Raw genomic sequence first — 19,544 nt, 5'->3', positions numbered from 1 at the left:
GCGGTATTTCAGAAGGACCGAGGCGCCTGGGTTTGGGGCGGCTTTGCCACCCAGCGCGGGGCAAGCCCGCTCACTACAAAGTCGCGAGGCGAACGCCGCTGCTCAGCTCATACGCGGCCAGCTCCGCCTGGTGCGCCGCCAGGATCTCCGGCAACGACCCGCGCAGGTATTCCACCCAGGTCTTGATCTTCGCATCCAGGTATTGGCGCGACGGGTAGATGGCGTACAGGTTCAGCTCTTGCGAGCGGTAGGTCGGCATGACCCGGACCAATGTTCCGTTGCGCAGGCCTTCGATGGCGGCGTACACCGGCAGCAGGCCGACGCCCATGCCGCTGGTGATGGCGGTTTTCATCGCATCGGCCGAATTCACCAGGAACGGCGAGGTGTTGATCGCCACGCTTTCCTGGCCTTCAGGGCCATTGAAGGTCCATTTATCCAGTTGGATCACCGGGCTGACCAGGCGCAGGCAGGCATGGTTGAGCAAGTCCTGTGGGCGCTGCGCGCAACCCTTGGCCTTGACGTAGTCCGGTGAGGCACACGCAATGCTGTAGGTGATGCCCAGGCGTTGGGATACAAAACCCGAATCCGGCAGCTCGCTGGCCAGCACGATCGATACGTCGTAACCCTCATCGAGCAGGTCCGGCACGCGGTTGGCCAGGGTCAGGTCGAAGGTCACGTCGGGGTGGGTACGCCGGTAGCGGGCAATCGCGTCGATCACGAAATGCTGGCCGATGCCGGTCATGGTGTGCACTTTCAGTTGTCCGGCGGGGCGCGCATGCGCATCACTGGCCTCGGCCTCGGCTTCCTCGACATAGGCGAGGATCTGCTCGCAACGCAGCAAATAGCGTTTGCCGGCTTCGGTCAGCGCGATGCGGCGGGTGGTGCGGTTCAACAAGCGGGTTTGCAGATGGGCCTCGAGGTTGGAGACCGCGCGCGACACGTTGGCCGTGGTGGTATCCAGCTGCGCGGCGGCGGCGGTAAAGCTGCCGGCTTCGGCGACGCAACTGAACGCGCGCATGTTTTGCAAAGTGTCCATGGAGTGTTCTCAGGGGAGATGACAAATTGTGACAGAAAGTTACGCCGACCAGTGATCCCTACCAATGGATTATCGCCTGAACGGTAACAAAGATTCACAGGAATACCAGCTTATCGTCCTGCATGCCGCCGCCTAGAATTGCGCCACCTTCCCCGCATTACCACCTCAGGAATTCGCTTGCCGTGCCGTGCCGCATCAGCAGAGAGCTGAAGACTCTCAGTGTTTGGGCTTTATCGTTAGCAATCAGCGGCTGCATCGGAACCGGAGGCATTGCCCCACAAGGCCAGGTCCTCAACGCCAATACCCTGGCCACCGACGAAGCCATCCAGAACGCCGTCCAGGACGCCCACTGGCCCACCGCCCAATGGTGGCAAGCCTACAACGACCCGCAACTGAACCGCTGGGTTGAACGTGCCACGCAAAACAGCCCGAGCATGGCCATGGCCGCCGCGCGGGTGCGTGAGGCGCGGGCCATGGCCGGGGTGGCCGAGTCGGCCGAGTCGTTGCAGGTCAACAGCGACACCGCTCTCAAGCGCCACAACTGGCCCAAGGACCAGTTCTACGGCCCTGGCGAGTTGAGTGGCGCGAATACCTGGGACAACAGTTCCACGCTCGGCCTGAGTTATGCGCTCGACCTGTGGGGCCGTGAAAGCAATACCACGGAACGCGCTGTCGACCTGGCCCACATGAGCGCCGCCGAGGCGCGCCAGGCCCAGCTCGAATTGCAGAACAACGTCGTGCGCGCCTATATCCAGCTGTCGCTGCATTACGCCAGCCGCGATATCGTCGCCGCCACCCTGGCCCAGCAAGAGCAGATCCTGGAGCTTGCCAACAAGCGCCTGAACGCGGGGATCGGCACCCACTTCGATGTCAGCCAGGCCGAAAGCCCATTGCCTGAAACCCATCGCCAACTGGACGCCCTGGACGAAGAAATCGCCCTGAGCCGTAACCAGTTGGCGGCGTTGGCCGGCAAAGGCCCGGGAGAGGGCGCGACCTTGCAGCGCCCGACGCTGTCCCTCGCCGCCCCGTTGAAACTGCCGTCCAGCCTGCCCGCGCAATTGCTCGGCCAGCGCCCCGACGTGGTCGCCAGCCGCTGGCAGGTCGCCGCCCAGGCCCGGGGTATCGATGTCGCCCATGCCGGTTTCTACCCCAACGTGGATCTGGTCGGCAGCCTCGGCTACATGGCCACCGGTGGCACCGCGCTGGGCTTCCTCAGTGGGCAGAAATTCAACTACACCGTCGGCCCGGCGATCACCTTGCCGATTTTCGACGGTGGCCGCCTGCGCGGGCAATTGGGTGAGGCGAGTGCCGGTTATGACATCGCCGTGGCCAAGTACAACCAGACCCTGGTCAACGCGCTCAAAAGCATCAGCGACCAGTTGATCCGCCGCGAGTCCATGGACAAGCAGGCGGCCTTCGCCGCGCAGTCGGTGGCGTCGGCCCGGAAAACCTATGACATTGCGATGATCGCCTACCAGCGCGGCCTCACGGATTACCTCAACGTGTTGAATGCCCAGACCTTGCTGTTCCGCCAGCAACAGATCGAGCAACAGGTGCAGGCCGCACGCTTGAGCGCTCACGCCGAACTGGTGACCGCCCTGGGTGGCGGCCTCGGGGCCGGCAGCGATGTGCCGCAACCGGCCAAGACCCTTCCGAGCAAGACCCCGGCGGCGCTCGCCGTGTTTGACCACTGAGTAGCCTGTGATGACTCCTTTGCCTGCACCGCTGCGCTGGCTGCACTCCCTTGAGTGGCGCCGTGGTTTCTTCGACTGGGCGCGCAGCGACGGCGTGACCTGGGTCTACATCTTCAAGGTGCTGATCGCTGCGTTCCTCACCTTGTGGCTGGCCATGCGCCTGGAACTGCCGCAACCGCGCACGGCAATGATCACGGTTTTCATCGTGATGCAGCCGCAAAGCGGCCAGGTGTTCGCCAAGAGCTTCTACCGTTTCCTCGGCACCCTGGCGGGCTCGGCGGTGATGGTCTTGCTGATCGCCCTGTTTGCGCAGAACACCGAACTGTTCCTCGGCGCCCTGGCGATCTGGGTTGGCCTGTGTACGGCCGGTGCGACGCGTAACCGTAACTTTCGCGCCTATGGGTTCGTGTTGGCGGGCTACACGGCGGCGATGGTTGGCTTGCCGGCCCTGGCCCACCCGGATGGCGCGTTCTTGGCGGCGGTATGGCGCGTACTGGAAATCTCCCTGGGAATCCTGTGTTCCACGCTGGTCAGCGCGGCGTTCCTGCCGCAGACCTCCAGCGCGGCAATGCGCAATGCCCTGTACCAACGCTTCGGCGTGTTTGCCTTGTTCGTGACCGATGGCCTGCGTGGGCGCAGCCAGCGCGAAGGCTTCGAGGCCAGCAACGTGCGTTTTATCGCTGAAGCCGTGGGCCTGGAAGGGCTGCGCAGCGTCACCGTGTTCGAAGACCCGCATATGCGGCGGCGCAATGGTCGCCTCAGCCGCCTCAACAGTGAGTTCATGAGCATCACCACGCGCTTTAACGCCTTGCACCAATTGCTGGCGCGGCTGCGCACCGATGAGGCTGACCACGTCGTCGCGGCGATCAAGCCCGGTTTGCAAGACCTGGCCGAAGTGCTCGACGGTTTTTCTGGCCGTGCCCTCACCAGCCCTGACGCCGCACGGCTGGCCAACCAACTGAGCGCCTACAAGGACGGCCTGCCGGCCACGGTGCGCAGCCTGCGTGCGGCCTTCCAGGAGGGCGAACCCACCGAGGCTGAGCAGCTGGATTTCCACACCGCCTACGAGTTGCTTTACCGCTTTGTCGATGACTTGCACAACTACGCGCTGACCCACGCTTCCCTGGCCGACCACAGCCACGCACGGGAAGACTGGGACGAGCCCTATACGCCAAAGACCAACTGGCTGGCCTGCGCCGCTTCCGGGATCCGCGCGTCGTTCATCCTGATCGTACTCGGCAGTTACTGGGTGGCCACCGCCTGGCCAAGCGGCGCAACCATGACCTTGATCGCCGCCGCCACGGTCGGGCTGTCTGCGGCGACGCCCAACCCCAAGCGCATGGCGTTCCAGATGGCCTGCGGCACCTTGATCGGTGCGCTGGTGGGCTTCGTCGAAATGTTTTTTGTGTTCCCGTGGATCGACGGTTTCCCGCTGCTGTGCGTGATGCTCGCCCCCGTCATCATCTGCGGTGCGTTTCTCGCTTCACGCCCGCAATACGCCGGCGTAGGTGTGGGCCTGCTGATCTTTTTCAGCACCGGCTCGGTGCCGGACAACCTCACGATCTACAACCCCTACAGCTTCATCAACGACTACATCGCGATGGTCATCGGCATGCTGGTGTGCGCGGCGGCGGGGGCGATCATTCTGCCGCCCAACAGCCGCTGGTTGTGGCGTCGCCTGGAGCAGGACCTGCGTGAACAGGTGGTGTATGCGATCAGCGGCAAGCTCAAGGGCCTGGCGTCGAGCTTCGAAAGCCGCACCCGCGACCTGCTGCACCAGGCCTACGGCCTGGCGGTCGGCCAGCCGCAGGTGCAGCGCGACCTGCTGCGCTGGATGTTCGTGGTGCTGGAAGTCGGCCACGCGATCATCGAGTTGCGCAAGGAACAGGCGATCCTGCCGGTGCACCCGGCGTATGCCGAATCCCAGCCGTGGCGCCAGGCGATCCGCGTGATGGGCCGCTCACTGGTGCGACTGTTCCTGCAACCCAGCGCGAGCAACCTGGAGCGCGGCCTGATCGCAGTCGACCACGCCATCAGCCGCGTGCAGGCCACCGACGAACCTTTCGCCCCGCACTTCGACACTTCGGCCCTGCGCCGGGTGAAAAGCTATCTGCATTTTATCCGCACCTCGCTGCTGGACCCGCAATCACCACTGGCGGCCCTCAAGGGCGCCACGCAAGGAGTCACGCATGCCCCGTGAAATCGCGTTCCACGGCCTCTACATGCCGACCATGACCCTGATGTTCCTGATCGCGGCGGGGCTGGCCTGGGGCGTGGACCGCTTCCTGGCCGGGTTCGACCTGTACCGTTTTTTCTGGCACCCGGCGTTGTTGCGCCTGAGCCTGTTCGTTTGCCTGTTCGGCGCCCTGGCGCTGACCGTCTACCGTTGAGAATGCCCCGATGAAAAAGTTTTTCAGTCTGCTTGCGACCTTGCTGGTGCTGGCCCTGGCCATCTGGATTGGCCGCACGCTGTGGGTGCACTACATGCAAACCCCGTGGACCCGCGACGGCCGTGTGCGCGCCGATATCATCAACGTCGCCGCCGACGTGACCGGCGAAGTGGTGGACGTGCCGGTGCGTGACAACCAACTGGTTAAAAAGGGCGACCTGCTGATGCAGATTGACCCCGAGCACTACCGCATCGCGGTCAAACAGGCGCAAGCGCTGGTGGCCTCGCGTAAAGCCACCTGGGAAATGCGCAAGGTCAATGCCCACCGCCGTGCCGACCTCGACGCCCTGGTGATCTCCAAGGAAAACCGTGACGACGCCAGCAACATTGCCGACTCGGCATTGGCCGATTACCAGCACGCGCTGGCGCAACTGGAAGCCGCCGAACTCAACTTGAAGCGCACTCAAGTGGTCGCGGCCGTCGACGGTTATGTGACCAACCTCAATGTGCATCGGGGCGACTATGCGCGCATCGGCGAAGCCAAGATGGCCGTGGTGGATATGAACTCGTTCTGGGTCTATGGCTTCTTCGAGGAAACCAAGTTGCCCCACGTCAACGTCGGCGACCCAGCCGATATGCAACTGATGAGCGGCGAGACCCTCAAGGGGCACGTGGAAAGCATCTCACGTGGCATCTACGATCGTGACAACCCTGAAAGCCGTGAGCTGGTGGCGGATGTGAACCCGACCTTCAACTGGGTGCGATTGGCCCAGCGGGTGCCGGTGCGCATTCATATCGATGAGGTGCCCCAGGGCGTGCTGCTGGCGGCAGGCATCACCTGCACGGTGATCGTCAACCCGACGACCCGTTGAGCAGGCCGCGTTGCACGGCCTGCCCAGGCAAACGCCTACGGGCCGAACCGCACCAGCATGCGTTGACCGACCCGCAGTGACGCCGGCGGGGGCTGGTCGAACGCCAGGATACATTCGACCGTACGCATGTTGGCCCGCACCTGGGCGTCGTCTTCAAGGGTGCTGTTGCCCAGCACCGCACTGATGCGCACTACATGGGCAGACAGCGGTGCCGAGCCAATGCCGCTGTCATCCGTCACTTCGGCCCGCATGCCGGGGGTGACCACGCCGGCAAATGACTCATTCAGCTCGGCACGTAGGATACGCGGCTGGTTCGGCAACAATACGAAGGCCGCACCGGACTGCGCGGAGACCGCCGCGCCGGGCTGGATCAGGCGACGGACCACTTCGGCATCGATGGGCGCGCGAAGGCTGCGCCGGGTCAGTTCGTAGCGTGCTGCATTGAGCTTTCTCGTCGCGATGTCGGCTTGCACCTTATTGGTTTCGCTCTCGTCACGCAGCCGCTCGACCGCCTCGTGGGCCTCATCGGCACTTTGCTGGTCGCCGGCGCCTGCTCCGGCGGCCAATGTCAGGCGCTTGGCCTTCTGTTCGGCGAACTTGAGCTGCCTGGCCAGTTGTTTGGCTTGTACCTGCACCTGTTGTTGCCCGGTCAGTGCAGCACCCACCGCCAGTTGTTGCAGCTCGCTGTCCAGGGTGGCGAGCAGTTGGCCTTTTTTGACCTGCTCACCTTCTTTTACCTTGATCTCATTAACCACCGCGTCGGAAGTGAAGCCGAGCTTGAGCAGGCCGCCTTCCACGTCAATGCGGCCACGGGCGACCGCCAGGTAGCTGGGGGCCGATGCGGCTGGGTTTGCCGGTTGATCTTCACGGGAGCAACCCGCGAGCAACAACAGTGCGCTACTCAGAACCAGCCATGGGCGAAGCGAACGCGAGTTCATACAAAATGTTCCTGGGCACCGGCCAGCTTGGCGGGTGGGAAGGGTTGGGAGTGATCGTTCAGGATGCGGCCGTCTTCAATGCTCAGCACCCGGTCGGAACTGCTGATCAGACGCGGGTCGTGGCTGACACACAGCACCGTGGTCCCGTGTGTGCGTGCGATCCTGTGCAAAATGTCGATCACGATATGGCCGTTGGCGGCGTCGAGCGCGCTGGTCGGTTCGTCGGCGAACAGCAGTTCGGGCTCTTTGGCCACGGCACGGGCGATGGCGACACGTTGCTTTTCGCCACCGGACAATTCGGCCGGGCGCAGCTTCATGCGCGCACCGAGCCCGACTTCTTCCAGGGCCGCGATGGCGCGCTGGCGTACTTCTTTGTGAGACAGGCCCAGGTAGCTCAACGGCAGTTCGACCTGTTGCAGTGCGGTCAGGGCCGGGAACAGGTTGAAACCCTGGAACACAAAGCCGGTGTGCTTGAGGCGAAAACGCTCGAGTGCCTGGTTGTCCAGGCTTGCCAGGTCTTGCCCCAATGCGGTGGCGCTGCCCTGGTCGGGGCGTTGCAAACCACTGAGGATCGCCAGCAGCGTACTTTTGCCGCAACCGGACGGGCCTGAGATCAGGGTCAGTTCCCCTGGCCGTATCGCCAGGGAAATATCGTGCAGCACGGGCGTCACGATCCGGCCCGAAGTAAACGACTTGCTGATACCACGGGCTTGAAGCGTGATGGCGGTTGCCGATGTCGAGAGGCTCATGGGCAGTTATCTCAGAAGGCTTGCCGGGTCGGCGTGGCGTAAGGTGCGGATGGCCGCTAGGCCCGACACCAGTGCCAGGATCATGCTCAGCAGCACGCACGCCAGAGCCGCGCCGGGCGAAAGTTGCAACGGCACGTTGTAGTGCGCCGCCATGACAAAGAACAGCCCCGCCAGCACCGAACTGCCGAGCAACCCCAGCGCCCCGACCCAGAACGCCTGTTCCATCACCACTTTGCGCAGGGCATTGACCCCCACGCCAAGGGCATTCAGGGTTGCGTACTCGCGGATCGAACCGACAATGGCGGCCACCAGTGTCTGGCTGGTGATCACGGCGCCGACCAGAAAGACGATGCCTGCCAGAAACAACACGCCTGCACCGGCGCCCGTGTCGAACATCCAGTACATCTGCGAGCGCTGGGCGAACTGCTGGGCGCTCCAGACTGCGTAGTTGCCGAACCCGGCACCGCCGCCCAGGCGCGCGGCAACGGCTTCGGCCTGGCTCGGGTCGCGCACTTTGGCGACCAGGTACGTCATGCGGTCCGCCGTGGCGGTGGCGTCGAGTTGTTGCGCCGTGGCGAGCGATGCCAGCACGTTGACCCCGCCCAGCGCACGCAGGCCGCTGGTAACGCCGACCACATGCACGCGCTGGCCGTTGATGATTGCGCTATCCCCCAGCTTGACGCCCAGGCTGTCCAGGTCGGCGCGGTCCACGATCACGGCGCCGGGCTCATCCAGGCGGGCACGCAGCAGGGGTGGCAAGGTCCGTTCAAACATCAGGCCCTGGGGCCCGGCATCAATGCCGCAGACGTAGACCGACACGCCACCGGTATCGCGTGCACCGCGCCAATCGGCATCCACCCAGCGGAACGACTCCACCCGCTGGATATCGGCATCCATGCGCAGGCGCATTTCTACATCGGCATTGATCGGCCGCCCGAGGTTGACGCTTTGCGTACCGGGATAACCGACCCAAAGGTCTGCCGTGGAGCCGGTGATATACACACTGGCACTGCCGAAGATGCCCAGTACCAGGGCCGTCTGGAGCAACTGCAGCAAACCTGCAAAGCCTACCGCGATGATCGCGGGCAGGAAGCGGCGCCACTCATGCACCAGTGTCAAACGGGCAAGCGCCACCATCAGTCAGCATCCTTAAGCGTGGTCGCCGGTAACGGCGCGCCACCGAGCGCCTTGTAAAGCGCGACGTAGGCGACATCCCTTTGGGTGGTCGCGTTGTCGGCCTGTTGCTTGGCGCGCAGCGCTTCCACCTGGGCGCCCGTCAGTTCCAGCGGGCTCATCAAACCCAGGTGGACGCGCTGTTGCGCCGCTTCCAGGCGGCTATGTGTCGCGGCATAGACCTGTTTGGCCGATTGCTCGCGCAGACGCAGTTGCTCAAGGTCGCCCAAGGCGATTTCGGCTTCGGCAACGCCTTGCAGTACCGCTTGCCGATACGCCAGCACGGCGGCCTTCATCTGATGATTCCTGGATTTGGCGGCGGCGGCCCGCTGGCCCCAGTCGAACAGCGGGATACTGATCCCGGGCCCGGCCGAGAAAATGCTGTTGCCGCTGGGCGTGTGCTTGCGATTGCTGGCAATATTCAGCGACCACTGCAACGACGTGCCCAGGCTCAGGTGCGGGTACATATCGGCACGGCTCAACCCGAGTTCACCGGCGGCGATCAACACCTCGGCCTCGGCGCCGGCAATTTCCGGACGTGTGCGCAACAGGTCCGCCGGCAGGCCGTTGAGTTGCCGTTGGCCAAGTGTGGGAGCGGAGCCGGGTTGCAGCCAACCCGCGTCGGGTTCCGGTTGCCCGGTCAGTAGCGCCAATTGTTGCGCATGGCTGTTGATCAGTTGCCGTGGCTCGGTCAGCAGCATCTCCGTCTGCGCCAGTTCAGCCTCGGCGCCGGCCACATCGCCCTGAGGCGCCAGTGTGAGTTGCTGACGCACCTGCAACAGTTGCAGCTTTTCATGCTGGGTGTCGCGCACGCTCAGCAGCGCGCGTTCTGCCTGTTGCGCCGAGCGCAGTTCGATCCATTGGCGCACAACCTCAGCCACCAGCGACACCTGCACGCTGCGCAAGTCGGCAACTATGCGCGCCTCGTTACCCTGGGCCACGCGGTCGGCGCTTTGTCCGGCACCAAACAACGGCAGTTCCCACTGCGCGTCAAAGCCGATCAGGAAGTAAGACGTGCTGGTATCAGGGCTGATCGCATCGTGAGTCTTGATCCCCAGCGAGGGCAGATACGGCGATTGCGCATGTTGGCGCAATACCCGCGCGGCCCGCAGGCGCTCGACGGCGGCGGCGACATCCAGGTTGTTTTGCAGGGCTCGCGCCACCAGCGCATCCAGCTTGGGGTCATTGAATGCGCGCCACCACTGGTTCAGGTCGGGGGCCAGCGGCGACCCGGGAGGCGGCGCGTTGCGCCACGCTTCGGGTGGGGTGGGTTTCAAGGCCGGCAAGGGGGCGACTGAACAGCCGGTCGTGACCATCAACAGCAGTGACAGTGAGCATAACGTCCGGCAAGAGCGCGAAAGGTTAAAAGGCTTGATTGGTTTCACCCAGAAGCTTCCAGGACTGTTTTAGAGGATCGATGCGGACTTCGATCAACGACCAGCCGGATAGGGGCGAGGTGTTTGTTGAGTCAGGAATCAGGGCGCAACTTTACGCAAAGCGCCCGTTCAGGGTTGTAGCAAAATTGTATTGCTCTGTAATGAATGACCCTGGAGTCACGCCTGGCAGTAGGTTTCATGCAGGTGCCGCCATAGCAGCGCACCGCTGGCCTGCTTCTCGAACACCACGGTGGCCCGCCGATCCGTCCGGGTACCGCTGTCATCGATCTGAAGCTCGCGGTAAGTGACTGTCGCACCGTTGGCGTGTTGATCAATCCCGGTCATTTCGCTCAGGGTGATTTTCAACCCTGGACGCATGCCACCCAGGCGCGTGAACAGCGCATTGACCCCGGCCGCATTCACCCTGGCGCCGGTGGCGGGTGCCACCATGCTGAATTCGGGCGAGAAGCGCGCCAGCAGGCTCGGCAATGTTCCTTCAGGCGCCACTCCGGCAAACCATTGCTCGATCTGGATGTGGGTGTGGATCACTTCGTCGAAAAAAATACGGTAATCATTCATGGCTGTCGCTCACTGGCAGGATGAAGCAGTGCGCGGACTCTGGACGTATCCAGGCGTGACACTGCGAAGACGGGCAGCACGGTCAGGGCTGCGGCTATCGTGAAGGTTGTCGCGAAAGAATCCAAGGCCGACAACAGCGCACTGAGCGCCGCGGCGCCAAGGCAGAAGCTGATTTGCCGGTTGATGTTCCACAAGGCGCTGGCGTGGCCCATATGTGCGGCGGGAATATCCAGAAACGCCAGGGTTTGTGCGGTGCTGCTACACAGGCTGCCACCCAGGCCCATCAATACATAGGCAGCAATAATCACGCTGGGTTCGGGGGTGTTCAGGCAGAGAATGCCGCTGCATTGCAGGGCCATTCCCATCAGCAACAAGGGTTTGGGGCCGCAACGATTGAACAGTTTTTTGCTGAGGAAAATGGCCAGCGCCGACGCCAGCGCCCACGGCAGCATCAGTGCGCCAGTGCGTGTTGCGTCATAACCCAGGCTGCGCAAATAGAGAATGGCGATCAGGCTGGTACCGATAAACACGCCGGGAATGAACAGATAAACCAGCATTGCCACCCGCAGCATCGGGCTGCCGGCTTGTTTGAAAATACTGCCGATGTCCAGCGCCGGGCGCACGGCGGTCGGCACGTCAGGTTTTATCCACAGCATGGTCAGTAACCCGGTGACCAGCGCCAGCGGCAGGTTGGCATAGAAGATCCAGCGCCACGACACGCTGTCGACGATCAGCCCGCCCAGCGCCGGCGACAGTGCCGGCACCAGCAACGCCACCGACATCACCCGCGCCGTCAGTTGGCTGCGCTCCGCTGCCGGAAATTGCCGATAAGCCATCGCTTGCCCCACCGGAATCAGCAGCCCGCCACCCAAGCCTTGCAACGCACGCCAGCCAATCAGCGCTTCGATCGAGCTTGCCTGGCCGGCCATTACCGAAGCCCCGGCAAACAACAGCAGGCTGCTCGCAATCAGCGTGCGCTCGCCCAGGCTCGCCGCCAGCCACACACTCAATGGAATGATCAACGTGAGGCCGAGCATGTAGGCGTTGCTGACCCACGCCAGCTGCGTCACCGAAGCCTGTAACTGGCGGGCGATATCCGGGTAGGCGACGGTGGCGACAAACATGTTCACCAGGTCCAGGGCGAAGCCCAGCAAAAAGATCCAGGCGACTTTCGAGCGGTAGTTCATGAACGTGATCCTGCGAGTGAGGCGGGCAGGGTAGGCCAGGTGTTCACTTTGGAATACGCCGGTTTGCCTGCTAGTTTGTCAAAAATATTTTGACAAATGAGGGGTTTGCCCATGGTCAGCCTGGACCGATTCGACACCTTCAAAGCCGTGGTAGAGGCCGGCTCGCTCACCGCGGCCGCCGACCTGTTGGGCCAGACCCGTGCCGTGGTCAGTTTCAACCTCAAGCGCCTGGAGGCCGAACTGGGCGTCACCCTGCTCACTCGCAATACCCGACAACTGGCGCTGACGGACGCCGGCGAGCGCTTCTATCAGCGCTGCACGCGGGTGCTGCAGGAAGCACAGCTGGCGATCGAGGATGCCCGTTCGGAACATGCCCAGCTCAAGGGCACGCTGCGTATCACCACGACCGTGGACTATGCGCTGGCCGTGGTCGCCCCGGCGGTCGAGGCGTTCCGTCGACTGCACCCGGACTTACATATTCACTTATCCACATCGTCCACTCACGCCGATTTGATTTCGGAGCGTTTTGACGTGGCGATCCGGCTGGGGCGCCTTGCGGACTCCAATCACCGCGCCGTGCAGCTGTCGACCTACGAGGTATTGGCGGTTGCAGCGCCAGCGTTTGCCGGGGTTCGAACCCTGGACGAGTTGGAGCGCTTGCCCAAGCTGGGGCATGGCCGCCTGACGGAGTTGAACGTGACCGGACCGACCGGTGACCCGCACTCCTATCGCATCGGCCCGGCGGCACTGGTCGCCGACAGTGCCGCCGTGCTCCAGGCCTTTGCCGTGCGAGGCCACGGTGTCGCGGTGCTGCCGCAGTGGCTGGTGCAAGACGATCTGCAGTCGGGGCGCTTGGTGCACTTGTTGCCGGACCATCGCTTTGCCCCGCAAGGGGTTTATGCGATGTATCCGGATACGCGGCATTTGCCGCAGAAGGTGCGGGCGTTTATTGATTTTATGAAAGGCTAGAGCGTCCGCGTCAGCCCGAAGCGTTTCATCAGGATTTTCTCCAGCAGCGCCTTGGGCAACAACGCGGCCATCAACGGCAACGCCCGGCTGCCGTTGCCCGAACGCAACAAGCGTGGTGGTTCGTTCTGTTGCACCGCCTTGAGCACATCCGCCGCGAATACATCGGCGGGGGTCGGCTTGTCCTGGGAGGCCTGGCTGCGCGCTCGAATGCCCTCGCGCAGCGGCCACCACGGCGATTGTTCGTTGATCAACAGCTCCGCCTGGGCGCCGGCATTTTTGGCGAAACGGGTGTTGATCGCTCCCGGTTGGACTTCCATCACCCGCACACCAAACGGCGCCAACTCCATGCGCAGTGCATCGCTCAAGGCATGCACGGCGGCTTTGGATGCGCAGTACGCACCGGCAAAGGGGGTCACCAACACGCCCGATACGCTGCCGATATTCACCACCAGGCCTTGGCGACGGCGCAGGGCGGGAAACAGCGCCTGGGTCACGCCGACGATGGAAAAAACGTTGGTTTCGAACTGGCGTTGCAGGCCGTCGGTGCCGCCATCGAGCAAGGGGCCCATGGCGCCATAACCGGCGTTGTTCACCAGCACATCCAATTCGCCCAGTTGTTCGGCCAGGCGCTGCAAGGCGGCACTGTCGTTGACGTCCAGCGGCACGGCATTGAAGCCGGCCGCGGCCAGGCTGGTCACATCGTCCTGGCGGCGGGCGCTGGCCCACACCTCGTAGCCTGCGCTCTTGAACGCGTCGGCGAGGGCGCGGCCAATGCCGCTGGAGCAACCGGTGATGAGTACATTAGGCATGATCAGTCCTTTGTCAGTCCGAGAAACTGCCTTGCAGATGCTCGGCGCGAAATTCCAGGGTTTGCGGGCGGTAGCCGGGGCGTAGCGGCGGCGTGGGCAGGCAGTCTTCCCAGATCTCACCAGCCTGCAGTTCGCCGGGGCCGCGATAGCGTGGAGCGGCGTAGACGTTGTCGGCCAGGTTGACAGTGTCGCCGGGTGCATAGGCGGCCACGCGCCAGCGCAGTTCGGTCAGGGGTACGTCGTTGGTGTTCTTCAGGGTCAGCTTCAACGGGCGGTCAGCCTGGCAGTCTTGTGGCGCATAACTGATACGAAGCTCCAGGCGCGCCAATTGCGACGCTTCGCGGTTATCCAGCCACACCACCCAGATCGCCACGCACCCCAGGCCGACAGCGGCGGCGAGGGAAACCGGCAGCGCCTTGGCGGGGTAGCGCAGCAGCAGGATCAGCCAGGTGATGATCAGGAGAACGCCGAAGAACATGGAGACCACCTCGAATAGGGAACGAGCATCCTAACTTAAGCGTAGGTGGGTTTGGGGTGCTTGAGTGCGATGTTGCCTGGGCTGATGTCATCGGGAGCAAGCCCCCTCCCACACTTGAATGTGTTCACAAATCAAAATGTGGGAGGGGGCTTGCTCCCGATGGGGACACTGAAGGCCCCAAAGAAAAAGCCCCCGCCCAACCGGCTGCGGATAGGGGACGCAGTCGGCTGGGCGAGGGCTTCTTGTACGACTGTTTTACTGCGCGATAGTTTTCACCGAAACACCTCGTTCAACCGGCGTCGAGCGTCCGTAGATATCTTCGAACCGCTCGATATCGTCCTCGCCCAGGTAGCTGCCCGACTGCACTTCGATGATTTCCAGCGGGATCTTGCCCGGGTTGCGCAGGCGGTGCACCGAGGCAATCGGGATGTAGGTGGACTGGTTCTCGCAAAGCAGGAACACGTTCTCGTCACAGGTGACTTCAGCGGTGCCGCTGACCACGATCCAGTGCTCGGCGCGGTGGTGGTGCATTTGCAGCGACAGGCAGGCGCCCGGCTTCACCGAGATGTGCTTGACCTGGAAGCGTCCGCCCATGTCCACCGAGTCGTAGGAGCCCCACGGACGATAGACTTCGCAGTGGTTCTGGGTTTCGCTGCGGCCTTGCTCATTGAGGGTGTTGACCATCTGCTTGACGCCCTGGACCTTGTCCTTGTGGGCAATCATCATCGCGTCCTTGGTTTCCACCACCACGATGTTATCGAGGCCGATCACCGACACCAGCTTGCCGTTGCCATGCACCATGCAGTTGCGGCTGTCCTGGATCACCACGTCGCCTTTGCTCACGTTGCCGTTGGCGTCTTTATCGTTGACCGCCCACAGCGAGGCCCAGCAACCCACGTCGCTCCAGCCGGCGCTCAGCGGCACGACGCAGGCGCGTTGGGTTTTTTCCATCACGGCGTAGTCGATGGAATTGTCCGGGCAGCAGGCGAAGGTGGCTTCGTCGAACGTCACGGTGTCGGCATCCTGCTCACTGCGCTCGAGGGTCAGTACGCAGGTGTCGTAGATGTCCGGGTCGTGCTTTTTCAGTTCTTCGAGGAAACGGCTGGCGCGGAACAGGAACATGCCGCTGTTCCAGAAGTAACCGCCGCTTTTGACAAACTCCACGGCCCGTTTTTCATCGGGTTTTTCCACGAACTGTTGCACGCGGCTCACACCCTCAGGCAGCAGCGAGTCGTTGGTGGACTTGATATAGCCGTAGCCGGTTTCCGGGCGGGTCGCCGGTACACCGAACAGCACCATTTCGCCCCGCTCGGCGGCCACGGTCGCCAGGGCCAGGGCGCGTTGCAGGGCTTTCTGGTCATCGATGACGTGGTCGGCCGGCAGCACCAGCATCAGTTCGTCGCGGCCTTCATTGACCAGCATCATCGCAGTCAGGGCCACGGCCGGTGCGGTATTGCGCCCGAACGGCTCCATCAGGATGCGCTGGCTTTCCAGGTTGCGGGCGTTGAGTTGCTCATTGACGATGAAGCGGTGCTCTTTGTTGCAGACCACGATGGGGGTGTCCATGCCTTCGAACACCAGGCGCTCCAGGGTTTGCTGGAACAACGTGTGTTCGCCGGTCAGGGCCAGGAATTGCTTGGGGAACTGTTTACGCGAAAGCGGCCAAAGACGTGAGCCGCTACCACCGGAGAGAATTACTGGGATCATGGGTGTTTCTCCTTGAATCGATATGGGTCAGAGCCTGTGGGAGGGGGCTTGCTCCCGAAAGCGGCGTGTCAGTCGGTACATCGTTTGATGAACCTGCGCATTCGCGAGCAAGCCCGCTCCCACAGGGGGAGCGTCAATTTCAGAATCTAATCAGCGGGTCGACACCGGGCGTTTCACCCAGACTGGCGAGATGCTCGAGCCGGAGCCCGTCACATACAGCACCGCCGCTTCACCACGTTCCAACGCAACCGGCTTCACATCGCCGACTTTCTTGTCTCCGTCATACAACGCCAGGCTGACTTTCACCGGGTTGATCTCACGCTCGCCACGGCCTTTGGCGGCCACCGACTGGACCACGTCGGTCTTGCCGTCGGCGGTTTTCAGGGTCAGAGCCTTGTCGCTGAGGTTCTGCACGCGTACCAGGGATTTCTGCTTGTTCTTGAACGGTGGTTCTTCGATCAATTGCGGCTGCCCGCTACTGCTGTTGACCAAGGTGTAGTAGTGGTCCGGGGCGAGTTTGACCGGCACGGTCTGGCTGCCGACCTTGGCGCTGTAGTCACCGCCGGGCATGAAGCTGAAGTCGCTGCTGGAAAGTGGTGCGACATCGCTCAGGTTGGTCGCGCCGACGGTGGCGCTGACCTCTTGGTTGGACGCGTTGTAGATACGTACGAAGCTCGAGCCTTTTGGCGCGGTCGGGCCGTAAAGCGCCGCGTCTCCACCGGCAAAGGCGGACATCGAGACGATGCTCATACCGGCAGCCAGGGCCAGGGTCTTGGCGAGACGACGAGGAGTAGTAGTGAAAGTCATGTGAGTTACCTCTCTTTCAGTTTTGCGCCCGGTCGGGCATCTCGGATTTCTGGGTTTTAACGGTGTTGAGTGCCATGTTTTGTTGGCGCGAACCGGCTTGTTTAAGCTGCGCAACCCACTGCGGGTCGGCATCGCCGATTTCGTTGTTGACGGGCAGATATCGTTCAGGGAACTCCCAGATCAGCACTTGCGGCGGGCTGTTCTTGAAGTCGTCGCTTTTCAGGTAGCTGAGCATCGGCAGGATCGGGCCGTGGCCGTCTTCGGCGTAGCTGATCACGTCGCTGTGCAAGGCTTGCTTGAGCGCGCCGACGAAGTTCCAGTTGGGGTTGGCGCTGTAGCTGGTGCCGACCAGGGCCACTGGGGTTTCGCTGTCGCTGAATAACGCATCGTCACCTTTGTTTTCAGCCAGATGAGTGACACGTTTTTGCAGTGGCTCTTTGGGCGGCATCAGGTTTTCGAACAACGGGTCGAGCGGCAGGAACAGACGCAGGTCGCCTTTATGCGGCTCGGTCCTTTCGGCTTCGGTGACGAAGCGCTGGGGTTCGCCGCTGAGCGGGGTCTTGTCGGCAATCACCTTGGCCAGCTGTTTGGCCGCGACTTCGGCGCCGTCCGGTGTCCAGTGGGTGTCGGTGCGCAGGAACACTTGCTTGCCGCCGAGCTTGGCCTGTTGCAGCGGGCCCAGCAGGTCGGGGGCGATGATCTTGTCGGCGGCCACGTGGGCGTGGAAGTCCTGGTACAGATTGGCGTGGATGCTCGCAGGTTTCACCTCACCCAGGTGTTCCGGGTACAGGCGCACCTTGGCCGGCACGATCGCCATCACCAGTTGAATACCCTGGGCCTTGAGCTTCTGGCGCACGCCTTCGACCAGTGCGTAATTGTCTTGCAGGTTCTGGTCTTCGTTGGCGCTGGGGTTGAACTCCTCGTCGCTGTACAACCAGTGATCGCGACCGAGCACTACGCCCTTGCGACCTTCGTTGAACAGCTTGTAGTCCAGCGCGGCCCAGAGGTTGGTGCCCAGGCGCTTGATCGGGAACTCGTCGTCGTAGTGGGTCTCGACGGCCTTGGTCCAGCGACCGTTGAGTACAGTCGCGTCGGCATTGGTGCTGAAGCCGAAGAAACTGCGCAGCGACCAGGCGCCAAGGGCCAGCAGCAACGCCAGGAACAGGCTGATGTAGAGGATGCGCAATGAGCGGGTCATGGTCGGCTCCCTCAGAATTGGAAGTAAAGGAACGGCGAGAAACTCTGCGCCGACAGTTTGAGAATCGACGCCACGAACAGCAGCAGCACCGCCGCGCGCATGGCGTAGCGTGGCCAGTCAGCCGTCCAGTAGGCCGGTTGCACGGCGGCATCCCGGCCGACGGTGAAGCCGGGCTGGTGGATGCTGCCTGGGTTGTCGCCCGGCACCGCCTTGATCAGGCTCGGGTCGGCCGGGCGGGTTTTCTCGGCGGGGCGGTTGGCGTAGAAGTCGCGCAGGCCGAAGAACGCCAGCGTGGCGTACGCCACCACCAGGGTTGCCACTTGCAGGCCGGTGAGGCTGGCGCGGTTGAGTTCCGACAGCGACCACTCGTTGAAGCTGAACATCGCGCCGTACATACGCCCGGCGACGTGCAGGTTTTCAGCGCGGAAGATCACCCAGCCCATCACCACCAGGAGGAAGGTGAAGGCCCAACGGATGACGTTGAAACTGCGGGGTGCGGTGTTGAGGCCGATGGCTTTTTCAATCGCCAGCCACATGCCGTGCCATGCGCCCCACACGATGTAGGTGATGTTCGCACCGTGCCACAGGCCGCCGAGCAGCATGGTCAGGAACAGGTTGCGGTAGGTGGTCAGCGTACCTTTGCGGTTACCGCCCAGGGTGATGTACAGGTAATCGCGCAACCAGGTGGACAGGCTGATGTGCCAACGTCGCCAGAACTCGGTGATCGATTGGCTGATGTACGGCTGCTTGAAGTTTTCCATGAAGCGAAAACCCATCATCAAGCCCAGGCCGATAGCCATGTCGCTGTAGCCGGAAAAGTCGAAGTACAGCTGCGCGGTGTAGGCCAGCGCGCCGAGCCAGGCGTCGCCGGTGGTGGGGTTTTGCAGGGCGAAGCAATGATCGGCCACCACCGCCAAGGTGTCGGCAATGAACACCTTCTTGATAAAACCCTGCATGAACCGGGTGCAACCCTCGGAGAATTTATCGAGGGTGTGGGTGCGGTTGTTGAACTGGTCGGCCAGGTCGCGAAAACGCAGGACCGGGCCGGCGATCAGGTGCGGGAAGATCGCCACGAACGCGGCAAAGTCGATGAGGTTACGCGTGGCCGGGGTGTCGCCGCGGTACACGTCGATGATGTAGCTGATGGACTCGAAGATGTAGAACGAGATACCGATCGGCAACAGCACGTGAGTGAGGATGAACGGCTCCAGGCCCATCGACTTCATCATCACATTGATGCTGTCGACGCCGAAGTTGGCGTACTTGAAGTAGCCGAGGATGCACAGGTCGACGGCCACTCCGAGCAGCAGCCAACGCTGTGCCGGCCGGGTGCGTACACCGGCGGCGCCGACCTTGAGGCCGATCCAGTAGTTCCACAGGGTGACGGCGGCGAACAGCGCCAGGAAGTCCACTCGCCACCAGGCGTAGAACACGTAGCTGGCAATCAGCAGCAGCAGGTTGCGATAGCGTTGCCCGCTCAAGTAGTACAAGCCGAGAAAGATCGGCAAGAACAGAAACAGGAACACATTGGACGAGAAAACCATCCCGATCTCTCCATGTTTAACCAACAGTCAAGGGCCAGA

18 protein-coding genes are annotated in these 19,544 nt (G+C 62.7%); 5 read left to right on the top strand and 13 right to left on the bottom strand.

Annotated elements, in window-relative coordinates:
• Positions 1–73 precede the first annotated feature (73 nt).
• Positions 74–1,036, bottom strand: a complete 963-nt coding sequence (locus ACQRBT_RS04345; protein ID WP_060753892.1) for a LysR family transcriptional regulator — start codon at positions 1,034–1,036, stop codon at positions 74–76.
• A 182-nt stretch (positions 1,037–1,218) separates the two neighbouring features.
• Between ACQRBT_RS04345 and ACQRBT_RS04340 the strand changes: the two genes are divergently transcribed.
• Genes ACQRBT_RS04340 through ACQRBT_RS04325 form a run of 4 tightly spaced genes read left to right on the top strand, consistent with a single transcriptional unit; the run spans position 1,219 to position 5,991 of the window.
• Positions 1,219–2,730, top strand: a complete 1,512-nt coding sequence (locus tag ACQRBT_RS04340; protein WP_244697574.1) for an efflux transporter outer membrane subunit — start codon at positions 1,219–1,221, stop codon at positions 2,728–2,730.
• Positions 2,731–2,740: 10 nt separating this feature from the next.
• Positions 2,741–4,930, top strand: a complete 2,190-nt coding sequence (locus ACQRBT_RS04335) for an FUSC family protein (protein ID WP_412047579.1) — start codon at positions 2,741–2,743, stop codon at positions 4,928–4,930.
• A complete protein-coding gene (locus ACQRBT_RS04330) occupies positions 4,920–5,120 on the top strand; it encodes a DUF1656 domain-containing protein (RefSeq protein WP_060753889.1) in 201 nt (66 codons plus the stop codon). Before ACQRBT_RS04335 ends, ACQRBT_RS04330 begins: the two co-directional genes overlap by 11 nt.
• Positions 5,121–5,130: 10 nt before the next feature.
• Positions 5,131–5,991: an efflux RND transporter periplasmic adaptor subunit gene (locus tag ACQRBT_RS04325; protein WP_060753888.1), complete on the top strand. Its 861-nt coding sequence runs from the start codon at positions 5,131–5,133 to the stop codon at positions 5,989–5,991.
• Positions 5,992–6,026: 35 nt separating this feature from the next.
• On the opposite strand, the gene ACQRBT_RS04320 is transcribed toward ACQRBT_RS04325, so the two are convergent.
• The 6 genes from ACQRBT_RS04320 to ACQRBT_RS04295 all read right to left on the bottom strand — a co-directional run bounded on the left by ACQRBT_RS04320 (position 6,027) and on the right by ACQRBT_RS04295 (position 11,993).
• Positions 6,027–6,929, bottom strand: a complete 903-nt coding sequence (locus tag ACQRBT_RS04320; RefSeq protein WP_411985746.1) for an HlyD family secretion protein — start codon at positions 6,927–6,929, stop codon at positions 6,027–6,029.
• Positions 6,926–7,678: an ABC transporter ATP-binding protein gene (locus tag ACQRBT_RS04315; RefSeq protein ID WP_412047578.1), complete on the bottom strand. Its 753-nt coding sequence runs from the start codon at positions 7,676–7,678 to the stop codon at positions 6,926–6,928. The genes ACQRBT_RS04320 and ACQRBT_RS04315 overlap by 4 nt, the downstream gene beginning before the upstream one ends.
• Before the next feature lie 6 nt (positions 7,679–7,684).
• Positions 7,685–8,815 (bottom strand): ABC transporter permease, encoded by a 1,131-nt coding sequence (locus ACQRBT_RS04310; protein ID WP_411985745.1) that lies wholly within the window; start codon positions 8,813–8,815, stop codon positions 7,685–7,687.
• The gene (locus ACQRBT_RS04305) at positions 8,815–10,167 is read right to left on the bottom strand and encodes an efflux transporter outer membrane subunit (protein WP_412047583.1); all 1,353 of its coding nucleotides are present in this window, start codon (positions 10,165–10,167) and stop codon (positions 8,815–8,817) included. The genes ACQRBT_RS04310 and ACQRBT_RS04305 overlap by 1 nt, the downstream gene beginning before the upstream one ends.
• A 237-nt stretch (positions 10,168–10,404) precedes the next feature.
• Entirely contained in the window at positions 10,405–10,806 is a 402-nt protein-coding gene (locus ACQRBT_RS04300) for a hypothetical protein (protein WP_060753883.1), read from the bottom strand.
• Complete coding sequence (locus ACQRBT_RS04295) at positions 10,803–11,993, bottom strand: MFS transporter (protein WP_412047577.1); 1,191 nt, start codon at positions 11,991–11,993, stop codon at positions 10,803–10,805. The genes ACQRBT_RS04300 and ACQRBT_RS04295 overlap by 4 nt, the downstream gene beginning before the upstream one ends.
• Positions 11,994–12,104: 111 nt before the next feature.
• Between ACQRBT_RS04295 and ACQRBT_RS04290 the strand changes: the two genes are divergently transcribed.
• Complete coding sequence (locus ACQRBT_RS04290; protein ID WP_244697580.1) at positions 12,105–12,962, top strand: LysR family transcriptional regulator; 858 nt, start codon at positions 12,105–12,107, stop codon at positions 12,960–12,962.
• Here ACQRBT_RS04290 and ACQRBT_RS04285 read toward each other — a convergent pair.
• The 6 genes from ACQRBT_RS04285 to ACQRBT_RS04260 form a co-directional block, all read right to left on the bottom strand.
• Positions 12,959–13,771 carry an SDR family oxidoreductase gene (locus tag ACQRBT_RS04285; protein WP_090366655.1) on the bottom strand — a complete coding sequence of 271 codons (813 nt, stop codon included), beginning with the start codon at positions 13,769–13,771 and terminating at the stop codon, positions 12,959–12,961. The genes ACQRBT_RS04290 and ACQRBT_RS04285 overlap by 4 nt on opposite strands.
• Before the next feature lie 13 nt (positions 13,772–13,784).
• Positions 13,785–14,249 carry a multidrug transporter gene (locus ACQRBT_RS04280; RefSeq protein WP_205344562.1) on the bottom strand — a complete coding sequence of 155 codons (465 nt, stop codon included), beginning with the start codon at positions 14,247–14,249 and terminating at the stop codon, positions 13,785–13,787.
• Positions 14,250–14,504: 255 nt separating this feature from the next.
• Positions 14,505–15,956, bottom strand: coding sequence for a mannose-1-phosphate guanylyltransferase/mannose-6-phosphate isomerase (locus ACQRBT_RS04275; RefSeq protein WP_060753878.1), 1,452 nt, complete (start codon positions 15,954–15,956; stop codon positions 14,505–14,507).
• Between the two features lie 150 nt (positions 15,957–16,106).
• Positions 16,107–16,763, bottom strand: a complete 657-nt coding sequence (locus ACQRBT_RS04270; protein WP_198760490.1) for an alginate O-acetyltransferase AlgF — start codon at positions 16,761–16,763, stop codon at positions 16,107–16,109.
• A gap of 16 nt (positions 16,764–16,779) precedes the next feature.
• Entirely contained in the window at positions 16,780–17,961 is a 1,182-nt protein-coding gene (locus tag ACQRBT_RS04265; RefSeq protein WP_161548237.1) for an alginate O-acetyltransferase, read from the bottom strand.
• Positions 17,962–17,972: 11 nt separating this feature from the next.
• The gene (locus ACQRBT_RS04260; protein ID WP_104995563.1) at positions 17,973–19,505 is read right to left on the bottom strand and encodes an MBOAT family O-acyltransferase; all 1,533 of its coding nucleotides are present in this window, start codon (positions 19,503–19,505) and stop codon (positions 17,973–17,975) included.
• Between the last annotated feature and the right edge of the window lie 39 nt (positions 19,506–19,544).

This window comes from Pseudomonas sp. R19M, from assembly GCF_050312585.1.
GTDB lineage: Bacteria > Pseudomonadota > Gammaproteobacteria > Pseudomonadales > Pseudomonadaceae > Aquipseudomonas > Aquipseudomonas palleroniana.
The sequence above is the reverse complement of the archived record's forward strand: the minus strand, read 5'-3'. Positions and strand labels throughout refer to the sequence as shown.